The 16,875-nt window shown below is 45.4% G+C and carries 16 protein-coding genes and 4 tRNA genes; 3 read left to right on the forward strand and 17 right to left on the reverse strand.

Translation table 11 applies throughout. From position 1 onward, the window contains the following. Positions 1 to 2,854: tyrosine-type recombinase/integrase (locus LRP50_RS00005; protein ID WP_274162474.1), on the forward strand; the 2,854-nt coding region annotated here is incomplete at its 5' end. 470 nt (positions 2,855 to 3,324) lie between these two features. Here LRP50_RS00005 and LRP50_RS00010 read toward each other — a convergent pair. From LRP50_RS00010 to LRP50_RS00040, 7 genes are all read right to left on the reverse strand, one after another. After that, entirely contained in the window at positions 3,325 to 4,008 is a 684-nt protein-coding gene (locus LRP50_RS00010) for an RES family NAD+ phosphorylase (RefSeq protein WP_274162475.1), read from the reverse strand. A 6-nt stretch (positions 4,009 to 4,014) separates the two neighbouring features. Beyond that, positions 4,015 to 4,422: an MbcA/ParS/Xre antitoxin family protein gene (locus LRP50_RS00015; protein WP_274162476.1), complete on the reverse strand. Its 408-nt coding sequence runs from the start codon at positions 4,420 to 4,422 to the stop codon at positions 4,015 to 4,017. Between the two features lie 322 nt (positions 4,423 to 4,744). Continuing rightward, positions 4,745 to 5,236, reverse strand: a complete 492-nt coding sequence (locus LRP50_RS00020) for a metal-dependent hydrolase (RefSeq protein WP_274162477.1) — start codon at positions 5,234 to 5,236, stop codon at positions 4,745 to 4,747. Then, positions 5,236 to 5,412 carry a hypothetical protein gene (locus LRP50_RS00025; RefSeq protein ID WP_274162478.1) on the reverse strand — a complete coding sequence of 59 codons (177 nt, stop codon included), beginning with the start codon at positions 5,410 to 5,412 and terminating at the stop codon, positions 5,236 to 5,238. The genes LRP50_RS00020 and LRP50_RS00025 overlap by 1 nt, the downstream gene beginning before the upstream one ends. Before the next feature lie 43 nt (positions 5,413 to 5,455). Next, positions 5,456 to 6,085, reverse strand: coding sequence for a hypothetical protein (locus LRP50_RS00030; protein ID WP_274162479.1), 630 nt, complete (start codon positions 6,083 to 6,085; stop codon positions 5,456 to 5,458). A gap of 386 nt (positions 6,086 to 6,471) precedes the next feature. Next, positions 6,472 to 6,771: a hypothetical protein gene (locus tag LRP50_RS00035; RefSeq protein ID WP_274162480.1), complete on the reverse strand. Its 300-nt coding sequence runs from the start codon at positions 6,769 to 6,771 to the stop codon at positions 6,472 to 6,474. Continuing rightward, positions 6,768 to 7,976, reverse strand: a complete 1,209-nt coding sequence (locus tag LRP50_RS00040) for a site-specific integrase (protein ID WP_274162481.1) — start codon at positions 7,974 to 7,976, stop codon at positions 6,768 to 6,770. Before LRP50_RS00040 ends, LRP50_RS00035 begins: the two co-directional genes overlap by 4 nt. Before the next feature lie 347 nt (positions 7,977 to 8,323). Between LRP50_RS00040 and LRP50_RS00045 the strand changes: the two genes are divergently transcribed. Further along, positions 8,324 to 8,554: a helix-turn-helix domain-containing protein gene (locus LRP50_RS00045; protein WP_274162482.1), complete on the forward strand. Its 231-nt coding sequence runs from the start codon at positions 8,324 to 8,326 to the stop codon at positions 8,552 to 8,554. Positions 8,555 to 8,763: 209 nt separating this feature from the next. Here the strand turns inward: LRP50_RS00045 and LRP50_RS00050 are convergent. From LRP50_RS00050 to LRP50_RS00075, 6 genes are all read right to left on the reverse strand, one after another. Beyond that, positions 8,764 to 8,839: transfer RNA gene (locus LRP50_RS00050), tRNA-Val, on the reverse strand. 49 nt (positions 8,840 to 8,888) lie between these two features. Then, positions 8,889 to 8,965 (reverse strand) — tRNA-Val (locus tag LRP50_RS00055). Positions 8,966 to 8,997: 32 nt separating this feature from the next. After that, a tRNA-Val gene (locus LRP50_RS00060) sits at positions 8,998 to 9,074 on the reverse strand. Positions 9,075 to 9,097: 23 nt separating this feature from the next. After that, positions 9,098 to 9,174, reverse strand: a tRNA-Val gene (locus tag LRP50_RS00065). Between the two features lie 189 nt (positions 9,175 to 9,363). After that, entirely contained in the window at positions 9,364 to 10,380 is a 1,017-nt protein-coding gene (locus LRP50_RS00070; protein ID WP_274162741.1) for a DUF3080 domain-containing protein, read from the reverse strand. 139 nt (positions 10,381 to 10,519) lie between these two features. Then, positions 10,520 to 11,890: an MATE family efflux transporter gene (locus LRP50_RS00075; RefSeq protein ID WP_274162483.1), complete on the reverse strand. Its 1,371-nt coding sequence runs from the start codon at positions 11,888 to 11,890 to the stop codon at positions 10,520 to 10,522. 417 nt (positions 11,891 to 12,307) lie between these two features. Between LRP50_RS00075 and LRP50_RS00080 the strand changes: the two genes are divergently transcribed. Beyond that, on the forward strand, positions 12,308 to 12,916 hold the full coding sequence (locus LRP50_RS00080; protein WP_274162484.1) for a riboflavin synthase subunit alpha: 609 nt from the start codon (positions 12,308 to 12,310) through the stop codon (positions 12,914 to 12,916). 90 nt (positions 12,917 to 13,006) lie between these two features. Here the strand turns inward: LRP50_RS00080 and LRP50_RS00085 are convergent, their stop codons facing one another. The 4 genes from LRP50_RS00085 to hutH all read right to left on the reverse strand — a co-directional run bounded on the left by LRP50_RS00085 (position 13,007) and on the right by hutH (position 16,866). Beyond that, on the reverse strand, positions 13,007 to 13,210 hold the full coding sequence (locus tag LRP50_RS00085) for a CPXCG motif-containing cysteine-rich protein (RefSeq protein WP_028025481.1): 204 nt from the start codon (positions 13,208 to 13,210) through the stop codon (positions 13,007 to 13,009). Positions 13,211 to 13,539: 329 nt separating this feature from the next. Beyond that, on the reverse strand, positions 13,540 to 14,190 hold the full coding sequence (gene hxpB / locus LRP50_RS00090) for a hexitol phosphatase HxpB (protein WP_274162485.1): 651 nt from the start codon (positions 14,188 to 14,190) through the stop codon (positions 13,540 to 13,542). Between the two features lie 97 nt (positions 14,191 to 14,287). Next, positions 14,288 to 15,154 (reverse strand): fructosamine kinase family protein, encoded by an 867-nt coding sequence (locus tag LRP50_RS00095; RefSeq protein WP_274162486.1) that lies wholly within the window; start codon positions 15,152 to 15,154, stop codon positions 14,288 to 14,290. A gap of 179 nt (positions 15,155 to 15,333) precedes the next feature. After that, a complete protein-coding gene (hutH, locus tag LRP50_RS00100; RefSeq protein WP_274162487.1) occupies positions 15,334 to 16,866 on the reverse strand; it encodes a histidine ammonia-lyase in 1,533 nt (510 codons plus the stop codon). Positions 16,867 to 16,875 lie beyond the last annotated feature (9 nt).

A 16,875-nucleotide genomic window follows, 5' to 3' on the forward strand; every position in this document is an offset into this window, starting at 1 on the left:
ATATGATGTTCTTGAGTTTGTTCTCTACATGTCCCAAAAAAAGTATGGCTTTGAGTTTCCAGACTTACCCCATCTTGTTGCTCTGTCTCAAGATAAGCCAGTTATTACGCCATCAGGCTTTATAGCAGCCAGTCATGGGAAATTTCTCTATGAGTTGATGCGGGAGGAATCGGTTCGGCCAACAAACCTTCAAAGCGTTCACTATATAGCAGGGCGTCTTTTTGTTTCATTGATGCTCTATGACGGTATCATTAAGAAAAAAACGCTTGAAGCGATGCTGGCAAGTTCACGCAAGGGTTGGCGAGAGATTGATGGTGAACTGTACTTTGTTGACGATACTGTCCAAGTCTTTCCATGCAAAGTTACTCGCCTATGGTTAAATCAGTATTGGTTGCATCAACTCTCCTCACATAAATCAATATCGTTTGACCGGTCAATCGCCGATTTTTACGCCCATCACAACTTGCGGATTGGGAAATCAGCTTTTACTAAACTCAGACAAATTGCACGAGTGGCACTAGTTCTGAACTTGAACCCTGCTGCCCAAAGTATGGCGTTTGGAACGCTCAAATACACGCCGTTACCTGAACATGTCCTTCAAAGACTGATTGTGAGCTTACCTTGCAGCGCAATTAATACAGTCAAACCCTCATCATCGATGACTCATCGAAATTGGCGTAAATGGCAGAACCAGATAAAAATGGGCTACCAGGATTATGAGGTTTCTTTGGAAAGCCAACTAGGCCAGTTGAAAAATACGGTTTTATATCCGCTGTCGATGGTTTTACAAGAAAGTTGCAAGCCTGTAGCAAACGACATTCAGAACTGGCTTGATGAAAACAGTAATCTTACGAAAATGCCATGGCTTTGGTTAATTATCAGTTGGTCATGGAAGCTGATAATTTATGGAAATGTAAAAAAGAATTTGAGGGTGGATACTGTAAGGAAATACGTCAATGCTATCGCGACGCCCTTTTTGACGGAGTTTTCTAACACTGATCCTCAAAAGATGGATGATGATATCTGGTGTGAAAAACTAAACAATGTCATAGAGCAAATATCAAATGGTCAAAGCAAACAATATGTTCACTACTTTGCTAGATACTTGTCAGCAAGCGGTCATTTCTCAACAGCAGTATTTGAAAACCTTGATGCAACGTCAGTCAATGGCAGAGTAGACGCGAATTTGGTCGTGCCTAAAGATGTGTCTTATCTCTTGGATTATCTTAGGACGCTCCATGGGGAAATTTATGATATCGCTCGGTTGATCCTTTGCATGGGGTTCTATAGTGGCCTAAGGCGCGGTGAAGCAGGGGGGCTCAAAACCAAAGACATCGATCGTTGGATGAGTGACGTTGTTTTGTTTGTGAGGAGAAATCATAAACGAAATCTGAAATCGTCATCCAGTCGACGCAATCTCTATATTCATCACTTGTGGCCTTCGCAAGAAATTGAACTTTTGTTACTCAGGTTACATAAGCGTGGAGGTCGTAAAGAAGATTTACTGTTTCCTGACCAAGATGTCTTAGCGGATGCATTTGACTTGATTACCATGTTACTTAAGAAAGTTACGGGTGATCATTCCCTTCGTTTCCATCACCTGCGCCATGGGTTCGCCAATCTGATTTGGCTTTGCTTAAATCGGCATTCCATTAAACAGATCCCAGATTGGCTTGAAAACAGTTATCAGGAGTATTCCACGATTGCTGCAGCAGAACGTATTCAAAAAATGCTGGGGGTTTCCGCATATGGCAGAAAACGTTTGATGGTGCTCAGCGAGCTATTAGGGCACCAGCACCATGCAACAACCGTTGGCAGTTACATACATATCCAATCATTGTTGATGCCGATGCTACAGCATCACATACCCAGTGTTCGAGCCTACAAAGCAATACTTGGCCAAGCGTGCTCTAGTGAGCTTCATCATGATGAGGAGTGTTGGGAAGAGGCACTCAGGTGTCCTGAACCCAGTGTCGTTCGAGTTGGCGTTGTACCGTTTTCACAGATTGAAAGGGCCGAGATTGAAAGTCCTTTAACGATGACTTCCGTTCTTCAAATCTTGCATCGACTTTCTCAGCAAGAAACATGCGCAAAAATTGCAAATGACCTTAGTCTATCTTCGAGAGCAGTGACTGGTTTACGAACACTCGTGAGGAGTTTGGAGAACACACGGGTAGGAAATTCCAAGTCCAAGATTCAGATTATCGCGATGAAACAGAGGGACAGTAAAAAGGCTAACTTGATAGTTAGATTAGCCGACGCCTTTGATCGCAAGATAGACCCCAAAATTTCATTTTGTTACGTAGAAAGCGCAGCTTTACTTGCTCACTGTACTACACCAAGTAAAGACTGGCAGATACGAACGGACGATATCAACAGTATCCAATCATTTCTCAAATTGCTGGTGTGGTTAGGTATCAACAAAGACCATTTTAAAGTTAAGTGGTTCTTGCCTCGCTTAGAACGGCTCCACGGACAAGAACGGGCTGAGCTGTTGCTAGCTTTACGCAATGAAGTATATGAAACGCTTAATGAGGTTAAACCTGAAAACATCGAAATTCGAGCATTAGAACAACAAAGGCACGATATCGAAGTACTTAATCAGGGTAAGGTAACAGATGAAGGTAGGTTCCTCAGTGATAAAAAAATAGGGATATTTGCACTGTCTGTGGTTCGCATGAAAACATACAGAGGCGGTGGATATCATTGGTTCGATAATCCTCGACGATCAGAAGTTATTCCGGCTTTTGTGCAACTTATCCATCTTTGGAGCGAGGCAAGGTTCGCCTATTATGATTCCAGCGATCCAGGTAACACCCATCTATTCAAAGCCTTTGAAGAGGCAAAAGGCTGAGAAGCGAGAAGCTCTCTGTTACGCAAAGAAATATTGGTTACGGCAGTGCGCGAGTGAAAAAGGATTTAACACTACACAGTTAAGATGCGGCGAAAAGGGCGCTAATCTGTAACAACCAATGCCCTATCAATGCCTTTTCGGGATATCTCGAAGCCTGCTATCAGGCGTTGGACTCAGCCCAGTCAGTGCGAGATAGTGTGTTTAAGAGCCCTTTGATCTTTTCTCTCCATCAACGCACTTCATTGGGCTCTGATTTTAATAATGCCGCCAGCCTTCTGAATACCGACGGAGACTGGAAATCTCTCGTTATGAGCTGTCTTGTTAACGGGGAAGTGGACAGTCTGACACTGTGATCACCAGTTTCAGCTTTCCCCAATGTCATGATTTCAGCCATTTCCGTGCTGGCTGGCTCGCCTGCCGCCAAAGAAGCTCAGATATAGTTGATAACACCTTTTAGATAAACCTCTGGGTTAATCACTGCCTGGAGTCTTGATGGTTTTTGCAAGTGCGAGCTGAGATATTTTGGTTCCATTCCATGTCATGTCGATTTTCGTTGTCGGCTTGATAGAGGTAATGCGTTTGGGGCTAAACAGCACCCAATTGGTGGCGCCGGACAATCGGACTGAGGGGTATTGAATGCCATCATAGCCATCTGCGATCAATTGGTTTGCAAAAGCTTGCGACTGCACATAGCTCGTGGGATTGAGCACGGGATGATCTGCTGGGTATTCCGAGAAATCATACAGATTTGGCGCGTCAAAGCAGACCTCTAGAGTTTGCAGGGTAAATTTGTCGTAGTGCAGACTTTCAACGTTACGGTAGTAACGGTCATGGTGATAGAAGACTTCTGCTTGTGCGGTGGTTTCATTGTCAGCGATATAAAATGCGCCTCTGCTGCCATCCGCAAATCTACTGCCATCCTTATTGATGTGCGTAAACGGTGCCACAGCATAGCTCTTATGCGGACAATCATAAGGGATCTCGCTAGGATGGATCAGAGAAACGTCGCCGGCCTCATTTTGCAACCTTGGGTTGGTCAATGCCTGTAGGGCGTAGAGCGCCTCAAACTCCTCTTTTGAGGCGACATCTTCAAACAAAGCAATCTTTGGGTATTTAGTGTTGATTAAACGGTAACCTTTTAGCGTTTTTCCCATTGATGCTTAACTCCACTGACCACTTCTTAATTCGTCAATGCGAGATGCAACTTCGTATAAATCGGCCACACGGCCTTGCTTGATGACGTCGATTGGCGCTCGCCCTTCAAAATATGCGTTGTTATTGATCATATTCATAAATCCTTGAACGTTTTCTTGATTGTCAAAAACAATGCGCAAAGCACTATGGATATTTAGCAAGTAACTCACTCGCTCCAGTTGATCTTTTGTCAAGTTGGCTTTCTCTGGATCGGCTTTGTACTTGTGGTAGGTTGACTTGGCTAATCCCATGATCTTCATTGCATCAGCTGCCTCGATGCCCCAACCTTTCAATATGTTGTTCGCAGCTTTAAAGCCTGCGACAGACATTTGCTTGGTTGTGATTGGGCTTTTTTTTCCACTGATCTCACTCATTCTTAAATCTCCGTGCCCACTTTCTATCAGCACTCTTGGTGGTGCAGGAAAGTAGGAGTTGCGTCATCCATAACAGACTCATAAAACACACTGCAAAATGATAAATAGATTATCTGAAAATGGAGTCTCTTTATGTACTCTTTATGAATACAAGTCTACAAAGAGACTTGGAGTTGTCAAATTATTCAGCTCACTGAGCGCACCCTATTCACGTTTGAAGATTGAATGTCGTGCTTGCTGCCGTTTCCGCTCTCGCTGCCCTGACTCTCTGAAAGCTCGGAATATGGGGCGGGTTAGGGGACACAAAAGCAAGTTGTCCTGGCTAATTGAAAAGTGGACAAAGTCCTTTTTCATACATGCCGCCCCAGTCATAGAAAAATGGGGAAAATCCACTACTGCCTGTCAGGTGTGAAAGGCCAATGCAGGCGATCACCACTGCACCGACAATGGCGTATTCAATCGGGTCACCGGTGCGAAACCTTCCGCCGAATAAATGAAAGCGTCGGTCGCTGTAGGGTGAGAACGGCACGCCAGATACGGTCATGGCAACGGTGACAATGTGACTGACGCCACCCCAGGCAAAAGCGGCTAACAGGCCGTGCCAATCCCAAACGAACGTCGCAGCGAGAGCGAATATTAGCCAATGGGTGAATATATGGGTTGGCCCACGGTGCTTGCTACGTTTTCCGGTGAGTTTTACGACCCACTCCATCCAATCGGGTGCGGTTGCGCCGGCAACACAAGCGGCGACGTGTGGTGGCGATATAACTGCGCACATTGCACCGGCGATCAAGGTATGGCTAAACCAGCGCATTAGCCGTTGCTCTCGCCTGCGGCGGGTAACCATGCGAGGCGTTTGAGGTAGTTGTTTATCTCGGGTGCTTTGGCGTTGTCACACATGGCGGAAAGCGTAAGGCGGCGCTCTGTCACTTTGGCTTCAAATTTTAGGGTGTCGCATTGCGAGCTGGCCACGGTTTCAAGGTAGGCCACTTTTTCGGTGATTGATCTCTAGCTCACCTGCGTCTTAGTAGTATCAACTAGAGTTTTTCAAGTTACGAAGGGTACATTTATTGGAATATAGCCCTGCAAGATCTATGAGCGTATCTGCTTTCTCTACATCTAACACTGCTTCCATTGGTGTCATCCCCAAATCGTCATCGTAGGTCATAAACCAGGTAGCGACTCCCCAGTCACTCAACGGATGAAGGAGTTTCGCGATGGTAGGGATGATTGGAAGCACACGGTGGTTTTCGGGATCAAATTGAAACGCAGGAATACACATGCTCTCTTTATTGCCGAAGTTAAAAACTAGCAGGGTTTGAAGGTGTGCTTGTTCGGTAATCGATGTTTTAGCCTCTTGGGCATTGTGGCACGGCACATTTAGTATCTGGAGGGCATCTATGGGAGAGAGGGTTGGATGGCCTCGCATATTGGATTCGATGGTTTGCAGACGCGAAAGCAACGCTTCTTGGATATTTATGCCAGCATCTTCATAAAGATCAGTGGGGGGAGCGATCGGGTAGCTCTCTTCTTCATATACTTCAACGTTAGTAATCAACGCTTCTAGTTCTTCTCCCTCGGGCGTGTTCGGGTTGGCATCCCAAAGCTGCTCAATTCGCGATAACGCGGCTTGGTGATCATCTTTTGTTTTGATGGGTTTCACGGCATGTCTTACCTGCGTTGTATGTTGTAACTTTCGAACCAAGCACGATCATTGTGGTTGAATTCAACGTGTGTCTTCAGTGTAAACCATTTGCAAATGACGATTGATGCCTCACGCCTGATTTAATACCGCGATTTCATCAGAGTTAGCCATTTTTGTTTATGATTTTCTTTTTGAATACTCTGAAAATCGCAAATCCCGCTAACATAACAAGCTGAATACAAAAGAATATTGCAACCCACTGTCCATCAGTCATAAAGCCTACTCTTGGTTCGTTAGGATTAGCCCCATAGATTAACAATAACCGATTTGATAAAGATTGTGCCAATACTCACTGCTTTGGTACTAAGGCTATTTTGAGCATGGAATAACCACTGGCACATTCTCTAGTTCGAATTGGGCAACGATGAGCCTGACTCAAACCACTCCAATATCATATCAACAGTGGGGTAGTTCGAAGTTTTGCATTTTTGAAGGAGTGCTACTACTTTTTGAGCAATATCCTCTGCGGTATGTTTGTCACCTCCGAATGCTTTAGTTGACCCGTCCATTAAGCGCGCTTGAACCATATCAAGGATCTCTTGGTAATAGCCCGAAATGTCTTCTTGCGAAGCATTTCGAAAGTGCTCTGAGGATAAGATATCTAAGCAAAGACTTGTCGCGTGTACGCTCGTGGGACTAATCATAGGGTGTCTCCTTGAATGTGTTTAGACAAAAGCGCTTCAAAAGCACTACCGTCTTGTCGAGTGAGGTTTGGAACAAATCGGCTATAGACTTCAAATAGCATTTTTGTATTGGCGTGGCCCATTTGTCGGGCGATCCACTCTGGTGCTTCACCTGCTGCCAACCAAAGTGTTGCTGCGGTATGGCGTGTTTCATAGGGTCTTCGATAATCGAAGCCCATCTGATTTAGTGCAGGTTTCCAAATACGGTCACGCAGGTTTCGGTGGTCAAGTGGAGTACCTGACTTCGTGCAGAAAACGTATTCGCTCTTATCTGTGTTAATTCGCTTTTGCTCTAAGAAAGCTTGGCGTACGACCTGCGACATTTGAATTTCGCGAACAGAGCCGTCGGTTTTGGCGGTTTCGGGACGTCCGTTGACAAGAGTCTCCCGAATTCGAATGTAGCCGCTGTCAAAATTCACGTATCGCCACTTTAGTCCGTCAATTTCAGCAGTCCGCATACCGGTGAAAAATCGTACTGTGTAGTAGGGGAGAAAGTCTTTTCTGATGTGCTTTAGAAAGTGAGTCACTTCCTGCAATGAGAATGGGTTGACGTCCCGTTTGTTTAACCGTAACGCTTTGATGTTTTCAAACGGGGTTCGGAACTCATATCGATCAGCGGCTTCTGAAAGAATCATGCGCAGAGGTGTCATGATGTGGTTTATGTAATCATTTGAAAGTGATCTATCACGTTGAGATAGAAGAGCCCGAAATTTAAGAATGTCCGCTCGGGTTACGTTGGCAATAAGGTGTTCGCCAAATGTGGGTAGCAGATAGCGATTTAAGATGATTGTGATTGTTTCATAGTAGCTTTGCTTCCAACGCGGTTTGTTTTCCTCAAACCATTCATCGGCAAAAGCCCTAAAAGTGACATTGTCACACGCGGTGAGCTGACTATGTGTGGCGATATAGTGATGTGATATTTCTTGCTTTCGTTTTGCAGCTGCATTGTCTAAGCGATAAAACTTATTAGCTCGTTTTGAATCAGGAAAGTAATCTCGATAGACAAAGCAACCAAGGCGCATGTCGGCATCGATACTTGCCAACAGTTTGGTTAGCTTTCGACGATTGGTTTCCGTGTCATGCAATACTGTTTGTTCGCGGCATCTTTCTCCGTGAACACGAAAGTCTAATCTAAGCTTTCCAGAGCGTACGGTTATACTAGCCATTGCAAACTCTACCTCCCGCCATTGGAATATAGGTTTGGTTGCGATTAGCACTTCGATACATCTCTTCTTCGACAGCCTCCCAGATATAAAGAATTTTCCTACCGTTAAATGGGCGGATATAGTGGATACCCTCCACAAAAACTGAGTCTCTGAGTGTAGAGTTTATGTAGTTCGGGTTAAACTTGATCCTTAGTGCTAGTTCCCTTGCTGAAAGTAACGTCTGTGTCATCTTCGGCCTCTATGCGCTCAAAATTGATATATTGTGCCTAACAAGAACAATATAGTGGTTAATAAATGTTCCCGCAAGGAACGAAAGCATTAAATTAGGAATATTTTAGAGGGTGTAAATGATCCGGTTTCGCATCAAAGAGTTAATTGCTGAAAAAGAGTTCAGTGAGAGAAGAAAGATCACGTTGCAGGAAGTTGCTGAAGCGACTGGTGTAAACAGAACGGCTTTGTCGAAGATGATGAACCCAACATACGAATACTCAACGACGACGAAAGCTATTAATGCACTGTGTAAGTATTTTGCATGTACTGTTGGGGATGTAATTGTTTACGTTCAAGATGATATGTAGTGTTTAATTTAAAGTTGGGCCCAGTTTAGGGTAGGGGTCTAATTTTAATTAGTTATATCTAAATTAGATTTTCACGATGGTCCCAAAGTGGTCCCAAGTAAAATATTGAACAGAAAGTTAGCCGCTAGTGATAATTTGTCGGATTAGTTAAATTATCTCAAACACAAAAAAGCCTGCTCGAAAGCAGGCTTTTTTGTTTCTTACGAAAGTGGTGGGCGATACCGGGCTCGAACCAGTGACCCCCTCCTTGTAAGGGAGGTGCTCTCCCAACTGAGCTAATCGCCCGAATAATCGCGATTGGGATTCTCTAAAAGAGAGTGCGATTATTAGAATTTGGTGGGTCTAGGCAGACTCGAACTGCCGACCCCCGCCATGTCAAGGCGGTACTCTAACCAACTGAGCTATAGACCCAAATTCTGATTCCATCCTGGTTAGGGAAGGAATGGTGCGCCCGGGCAGACTCGAACTGCCGACCCCCGCCATGTCAAGGCGATACTCTAACCAACTGAGCTACGGGCGCATTACTTTTTCTAATGGAAAGCTTGGTGCGTCTAGGCAGACTCGAACTGCCGACCCCTGCCATGTCAAGGCAGTACTCTAACCAACTGAGCTATAGACGCATCGTTTGCTGAACTTCAGCGAGGCTTTCCGTGAAAGCGGGGTGAATATTAGCGAGTAGGGCGAAGGCGCGCAAGCGTAAAACACGACTTTTTTGCGCTTCTGCGTGCGTTTGATGCTTTGATGAGCAAATTGCTCTCTCTGTGTACATGAAACCACAAGTAATTGGTTTCACAAAGGTAACGAGTGGACTATTTTTTGATCGAATTGCCGATTTCCATTTGGCATCGAGCAAAGAGGGTTTGCCAATAGCTGACATGATCTTTGACGGATGTTTGAAATCTTCGGTAGTGCTCCCCACCAAAATACGCGCTATTGAAGTCTGAATTAGGTACGGTTGCTGAAACTTGGCGGTGAAGTGCGTCCAGTGAAGGCTGAGCATCTAGGTAAAGGCTGTTGAGTTTCGACAAGTAGGGTTGGACGGCACCAATAAAAAACGTATCGAAAACATTCCTCACATAGTTCAGTTTGGTTTGATTTCTATTAGCACCACATATCACCAAAGCGTCATCACGCTTAAGTTGCTGCGTGATGGTGTTAAGCCAACGTGTGCTTTCATCCATGGAGTAAAATAGTGCGCCGAGGTAGCGCTGTTTTTCGATAGACTCTTGCAACGCTATCACGTCCATATTGGTGAGATTTGCATGACTTATTTCCGAATATCTATGAATGGCCAGTAGGGCTTCACTGTGCGGGAAAGGCGTGTCGGGAGTGATAAGAGTGGTGCTTGGCGGCGTGAGTTGCTTTCTCCATGCATCACTGCCTATTAAGGTATTCCAATACACGCGTGCAAATTGTTGATTCTTTTGTTCTTGAATATCTTCGAGAAGCTCTATCAGCGTAGGATCTTCAATGAGACTTAAACAGCCTGCCAGTGTGTTGAGTAATTGGATCTCGTAGTCCAGTTGGTGAAAAGCATCCTGGACTTTACCGAGAATCGAATTTCGTTCTGCAATGAGTTGGAACAGACCACACTGGCGCAATTCATAGGCATCAAATAGGCCCATTCGTACGTCGTCAATAGGCAACATAGCATCCCGCTTTCGTGGTAGCGCGATAAATATGGATTCTTGAAGGAGAAGTGGGTCTGTATCGACGACATTGGCGAGACGCTGCTGGTAGGTATCAAAGGATTGTACGGCAGGATCGGTTCCGAAACAGCCACTGAGAAGGTGTGCCAGTAATGTAATGGTCAACAAGCGTAACATCTTCAAGCCGTCAGGTTCCCTAAGCAGCACCTACATAATGGTTGTTACGAAGTATATGAAAATGACGATCGAAAATCGTGCAGCACAAAGAAAAATCCCGACATGAAGTCGGGATTTATGAAGCTAGAATCTAAGAAGATTACTTTTCGGCCATCGCCAACTGGTAAGAATCCGGTTGTCGACGAATCCACTGCAGTCGCATACCAAGCATAATTGCCGCAGAGGTTAATCCGATAATAATACCAATCCAAAAACCGTACGCGCCCATCGGCTCCACGATCCAGTCAGTCATACCCAACACATAACCCATCGGCACGCCCAATATCCAATAGGCAATAAAGGTACGCTCGAAAATCGCGCGCATATCTTTGTAACCGCGCAGTGCACCGGCAGCGACAACTTGAATCGAGTCAGTGCATTGATAGATGGCAGCAAGCAACATTAGGTTTGCGGCAATGGCAACCACCTCAGCATTGTCCGTATATAGTCCAATAATTGGCTCTCGGAACAAAACAGTCAGAGCAGCGGTAAAAATCGCGGTGCATAAGCCAATCAGAATGCCCAGTTTGGCAGCGCGCGCAGCGCCTTCGATGGAACGCTCACCTAATTGATGGCTAACACGAATACTGACGGCTGTCGCCAAACTCATTGGCAACATAAACACCATAGACGAGAAGTTAATCGCGACTTGGTGAGCAGCAACAATGGTTGAACCTAACGGGGCAATCAGGAGCGCAATCACAGCGAATAGGGTGACTTCAAAGAAGATGGCAGCAGCAACAGGGACACCAAGTTTGAATATACGCCACAGCGCAGAAACATCTGGCTTACTGAAGCCAGTAAAGGCTTCCACACGGTTAAGGCGTTTATTGATTTTGATGTAAACAAGCATGGCTGCCAGCATGAGCCAATAAACAATCGCAGTAGCGACACCACAACCCACACCACCCAACTCAGGTGCGCCGAATTTACCGTAAACAAAGATCCAGTTTAGCGGCACGTTTGCAGCAAGACCGATAAAGCCAATCACCATCGCAGGAATGGTGAGTGACATACCTTCAGCAAGGTTGCGTAATGCTTGAAACAATAAGAAAGCAGGCACCGCCCAGCTCACTGCATGCAGATAACCAATGGTTTTCTCTGCAAGTGCGGGCTCGACGTCCATATAGTTAACGATATGACCAGCATTAATAAGAACCAAGATGATAGGTACTGACATAATCAATGCCATGTATATACCTTGCTGAACTTGAAACGGAATTTTGCTTTGACGGCCTGAACCATGCAGTTGTGCAATGATCGGTACCATGGCAAGCAAAATACCAATGCCAAACAGAATGGAAGGTAACCAAATACTGGACGCCACAGCAACGGCAGCCATATCAGTAGCACTCACGCCACCCGCCATAACGGTGTCGACGAACCCCATAGAGGTCTGCGCAAGTTGCGCGATAAAAACAGGAATACCCAACTTGATGATGGATTTGGCTTCTAGGCGATAATTTTGCACCTACAACTCCGAAATAAAAATGAAGCGGAAAAAAGGACAGCGCATTATACGTCCGCATAGATATTGGGCAATCAATACTATGGAGAAACTACAGAATATTCACATATGGTGTTGTGTTAGGGTTATGGCGCCGAGCAAGCTGTTGTTTTACTAATTGTTGCTGAAATTGTCTGAAAGCTTTGTTTCTGTTTTCAGACTTACAGATACTCAAGTCATCTGAAGATGCTCGATTTCAGAGGCCCTTCCGGCGAGGTTACTGACACTATGCTCGGTGTTATCTCTTTTTGATGGAGATCACTACAGGCAAAGGGACGGCTTGATCATAACGTCAGTAAAACTCGCTGAATCCTACATCTTCAGGTTGCTTGGGTATACACTGAGCGCTAAGCGTTTGAAATACAGGTTATGAGGGCGGATATGTTTACGGGAATTGTGCAGACAACGGCTGAAGTTGTTCAAATAGACAAAAAAGTGGATTTTCAAAGCCACGCTGTTCGTTTCACTCAGGAACTGCTCGATGGATTGGCGCTTGGTGCTTCGGTTGCCCATAACGGTTGTTGTTTGACCGTGACGAGAATTGAAGGTGATTTGGTGTGGTTTGATTTAATGCAAGCGACACTCAATCTGACCAATCTAGGCTCTGTGGAAGCGGGAGATAAAATCAACCTTGAAAGAGCAGCAAAATTTGGAGACGAAATTGGTGGGCACTCGATGTCTGGCCACATTATGTGTGCAGCTCAAGTCGTTGAAGTGATTGATTCGCCGAACAACCGTCAAGTGTGGATGGAACTGCCAGAGAACATAACAAAGTATGTTTTTGACAAAGGTTACATTGGTATTGATGGAATTAGCCTTACCGTGGGTGCTGTCGATGGTCGGCGGTTCTGCGTCAATTTAATTCCTGAAACCCTTCAGCGCACGAATATGGGGTGGAGAAAGCTGGGAGATAGTGTGAACATCGAGGTTGACCCTCAGACTCAGGCGGTTGTGGATACGGTAGAACGTGTTTTGGCAGCGAGAGGATAGTCGAACTAATCGGTTCATGTTGAACGGTATAGATGTAAAAAAAGCCAGCGAGTGCTGGCTTTTCAGTGTTAAACGGTTCGCCGTAAAAAATCAGAAAATTTGCTCGTCGTCTGCATCAACGAATAAGTTAATGGTCTTGTGCAGTGAATCTATCTGCAGGTTTAGGTGAATAGCATTACAGCATGCGGGGCAGTCATCATAAAATTCTTGGTCGCCGCCACTCGTGTCTAACGTAATTCGAATCTTATGCCCACAATGCGGGCAGTCGATTCCTCTCTCTGTATAATTTTGCATGTCCAACTCCCTATCTGAACTGCGAGCTTTTCAACATGAAGGTAAAAAGGTAGCTGTTTCCTCAACCTTTCACGTGTTCCCATTCTAAGAAGCTAAGAATCTTTGCTCAGTGAAATAAGGTCAAACTATGACCCGAGGCCAATATTTACGTTATTGCATTCAGTTGCATTATGTATAAATACAAAAACATAATTTGGTTGAAGTGGTTTACGTAAGAGGATGTTTCAATGTGTGAAGGGGTTTGTCTAAATGCGAGCGGTATTGGAATAATGGATGAATCAAGGGCGAAGCATACAGAAAACCTCACCCTTTTCGTCAAAAATTTGGACTTATTTCGTCAACATTTCGGCGGTTAATTCGTCTAGCGAGTTAAGTTTTACGTCACTAATCACCCACTGTTTTTGTGTTGCAACCTGATGCTCAGGAACAACAACAGTGCGCATTTGTGCCGATTTAGCTGCAAGCAACCCAGCAAAAGAATCTTCAAAAGCGATACAGTTTTCTGGTGAAATCCCTAGGCTTTCTGCTGCATTCAGGTAAACCTCAGGGTGTGGTTTGCCGTATTTCAAATGTTCAGCGGAATGGCAGTGCTCAAACCATGCTTCTAATTCAAGCGCTTTCAATGTGGTTTCAATTAGGCGAAGCGGCGAAGAAGACGCCAATGCAATGCGAAGGTTGGCTTCTTTACATAGTGTTAGTGCGTGTATCACACCCGGCATGATAGGTTTGTGAATGGCAACAAGCTCAATGACTTTGTCTAAAATCATGTCACAGACGTCATCACAAGAAGGGCCTTGCCAACCCTGAGTTTCAGAGTAGTGCTTGACGATTTGGTCAATGCGGATGCCAGTGGTATTTATTGTATCTTGTCGGGTAATGTTGATACCAAGATCACCAAACACAGCCAATTGTGCGTCTTGCCAGAATGGCTCAGAATTAACGAGCAGGCCGTCCATATCAAAAATTGCAGCTTTAATCATTGGGATAATCATCTTTCGAAAGGAAAAAACGCGCGCAGCAAAAGAGGGCGCTTAACGCCCTCAATCTAATTCAACTTATCGTGATTCGTAAATGACTTTATTCGGTTAATGCCAGTTTGTTGACCAGTGCTTCAGTTTCTTCTAAATAATGACCGCCAAAGAGCAAGCAATGGTTAATCATATGATAAAGATTGTAGATATCTTTGCGAGATTCAAACCCTTCATCGAGTTGCCAGACTTCGTTGTAGCCTCTGTAAAATTCGTCTGGGAAGCCGTTAAATAGAAGACTTGCCGCGATATCAACTTCGCGGTCGCCCCAATAACAGGCGGGGTCAAAAACTACTGGACCGTTAACGGTGGTTGAAGCATTACCTTTCCAAAAATCGCCATGTAGTAGGCTGGCTTTGGGCTGGTGTCCGTTCAACCTTTCCTTGACTGCTTCAACAATGGTCTCAACATCACCAAACGACATGCCGCGTTCTTCAGCCAGTTTTAACTGCCAGCCTATTCGATGGTCAGCAAAGAAGTTGGACCATTTTCGGTGCCAACTGTTACGTTGTTCGGTTGTTCCAATGTAGTTATCAATATCAAAGCCGTACTCCAATTGATCTCCCCATTGATGAAGCTTCGCCATATCTTTACCTAGCAAGTAGCCGCTTTCTGAATCTAGCGGCTTCATCGGTAAGTAGTCGAGAACCAACACGGCTTTTTCTTTGATGACACCCATGTAGACAACTTGCGGTACAGAAACCTCTCCACTATTTGCAAGGTGTCTTAGCCCTTCGGCTTCAGCCTCATAAGTAGGGAGGTTCTCTCGGGAGTTTATTTTGACGAAGAAGCGAATTTCACCGCAGCTGATGGCATAACATTCATTGATGTCGCCACCATCAATAGGCATTTTTTCTTCGACTTCAAACTCCTGTCCGAGCGCAAGAGAAAGCTGAACAGAAAGGGAGTGCCACATAGAAACACCTCTGCATAATGAATGAAAAATTGGTGAGATAACAAAATAGTAGCGCAATATGACAAGAGTGAAGTGTGGCGAACCTAACAATCTATGATAGATGTTCGAATTTTGTACAAAAAACACCGAAGCCTTTTACGGTTAAGGCTTCGGTAAGACAAGTGATAGAGATTGAACAGTTAGATGCTAGGTAACAATTGCGTGGGCATGTATTTATTGTGGCTAGCATCCAGTAGATGAAGATTCGCTTTCTCTATATCTGGCGCGAAATAACGGTCTTTATCATAGAAATCAACATGACTCCTTAGCTCCGCCTTGATTTGTTCAAGCTTTAGCGTGGTTTTTAGCGGGGCGCGAAAATCCAGTCCCTGACAGGCCGCGAGTAATTCAACGGCGAGAATTCCACGTGTGTTTTCAGCCATTTCGGCGAGTCGACGTCCCGCAAACGTTGCCATTGAAACATGATCTTCTTGATTGGCGGAGGTAGGTAGGCTGTCTACTGATGCGGGGTGAGCTAATGTTTTGTTTTCGCTCGCGAGAGCGGCTGCGGTTACCTGTGCAATCATAAATCCACTGTTGACGCCGCCATTATCAACCAAAAATGGAGGAAGCTTACTTAACCCGCTATCGATTAACAGCGCCATCCGACGCTCTGAAAGACTTCCTATTTCTGCAATGGCCAAAGCGAGGCCGTCAGCAGCCATGGCAACAGGCTCTGCATGGAAGTTACCGCCAGATATAATGTCGTCATCATCGGCAAAAACCAATGGGTTATCAGACACTGCGTTAGCTTCGATTTCGAGTACGTCAGCGGCTGTGCGAATTTGTTGTAAGCATGCGCCCATCACTTGCGGTTGGCATCGCAGTGAGTATGGGTCTTGCACCTTTTCACAGCTTTGGTGACTGCTGCCAATCTCGCTCTCGTCTTCTAATAGATAACGATAGGCTGCCGCAGAGTCAATTTGGCTAACGTGTCCACGAACTCGGTGAATACGAGGATCGAATGGACGACGGCTCCCCAAAGCGGCTTCGACCGATAAGCTGCCACAGGCCGTGGCTGACGCGTAAAGATCTTCTGCGGCGAATAAGCCTTCGAGAGCAAATGCCGTGGAAGCTTGTGTACCGTTTAATAGTGCAAGCCCTTCTTTAGGCCCAAGGGTTATGGGAGAGAGCCCAGCGATTTTTAACGCCACGGCGCCGGAAATGATTTCACCTTTGTGTCTGGCTTGTCCTTCTCCCAATAATACGGTGCTCATGTGCGCAAGCGGGGCAAGGTCGCCTGATGCGCCGACAGAACCTTTTTTGGGGATGCAAGGATAAACCTCAGCATTGATTAGTGTTGCTAGTGCTTCGACGACCGAAAATCGAATGCCGGAATAACCGCGAGCAAGACTATTGATTTTCAATACCATCATGAGTCGAACGGTTCTGTCGTCCATAAACGCCCCAATGCCTGCGGCATGTGAGAGCACAATTGAACGCTGCAGGGTTTCAAGGTCTTCTTCATTGATACGCGTGTTGGCGAGCAAACCAAAACCTGTATTGATGCCATAGACAACGCGATCTTCTGAGAGAACACTGGCAACCGTATCTATACTGGCTTGCATTTGTGATTCTACGTCGTCTGCAAACGACAATTGCACGCCTTCACGACTGATCGCGCGCATTTGTTTGACGGTGAGTTCACCCGGGGTAAGTGTCAATGCGTTCATGTATTTTCC

The sequence above is a fragment of the Enterovibrio gelatinilyticus genome (assembly GCF_028683095.1).
Taxonomy (GTDB): domain Bacteria; phylum Pseudomonadota; class Gammaproteobacteria; order Enterobacterales; family Vibrionaceae; genus Enterovibrio; species Enterovibrio gelatinilyticus.

Bases quoted from the DNA above. Each gene is read 5' to 3' on its own strand.
- LRP50_RS00095 (WP_274162486.1), bottom strand. From the start codon at position 15,154: ATGTGGCACTCCCTTTCTGTTCAGCTTTCTCTTGCGCTCGGACAGGAG.
- hxpB (WP_274162485.1), bottom strand. From the start codon at position 14,190: ATGATTAAAGCTGCAATTTTTGATATGGACGGCCTGCTCGTTAATTCT.
- LRP50_RS00040 (WP_274162481.1), bottom strand. From the start codon at position 7,976: ATGGCTAGTATAACCGTACGCTCTGGAAAGCTTAGATTAGACTTTCGT.
- LRP50_RS00035 (WP_274162480.1), bottom strand. From the start codon at position 6,771: ATGATTAGTCCCACGAGCGTACACGCGACAAGTCTTTGCTTAGATATC.
- LRP50_RS00085 (WP_028025481.1), bottom strand. From the start codon at position 13,210: ATGCAAAATTATACAGAGAGAGGAATCGACTGCCCGCATTGTGGGCAT.
- LRP50_RS00015 (WP_274162476.1), bottom strand. From the start codon at position 4,422: ATGAGTGAGATCAGTGGAAAAAAAAGCCCAATCACAACCAAGCAAATG.
- LRP50_RS00070 (WP_274162741.1), bottom strand. From the start codon at position 10,380: ATGTTACGCTTGTTGACCATTACATTACTGGCACACCTTCTCAGTGGC.
- LRP50_RS00020 (WP_274162477.1), bottom strand. From the start codon at position 5,236: ATGCGCTGGTTTAGCCATACCTTGATCGCCGGTGCAATGTGCGCAGTT.
- hutH (WP_274162487.1), bottom strand. From the start codon at position 16,866: ATGAACGCATTGACACTTACCCCGGGTGAACTCACCGTCAAACAAATG.
- LRP50_RS00080 (WP_274162484.1), top strand. From the start codon at position 12,308: ATGTTTACGGGAATTGTGCAGACAACGGCTGAAGTTGTTCAAATAGAC.
- LRP50_RS00045 (WP_274162482.1), top strand. From the start codon at position 8,324: ATGATCCGGTTTCGCATCAAAGAGTTAATTGCTGAAAAAGAGTTCAGT.
- LRP50_RS00010 (WP_274162475.1), bottom strand. From the start codon at position 4,008: ATGGGAAAAACGCTAAAAGGTTACCGTTTAATCAACACTAAATACCCA.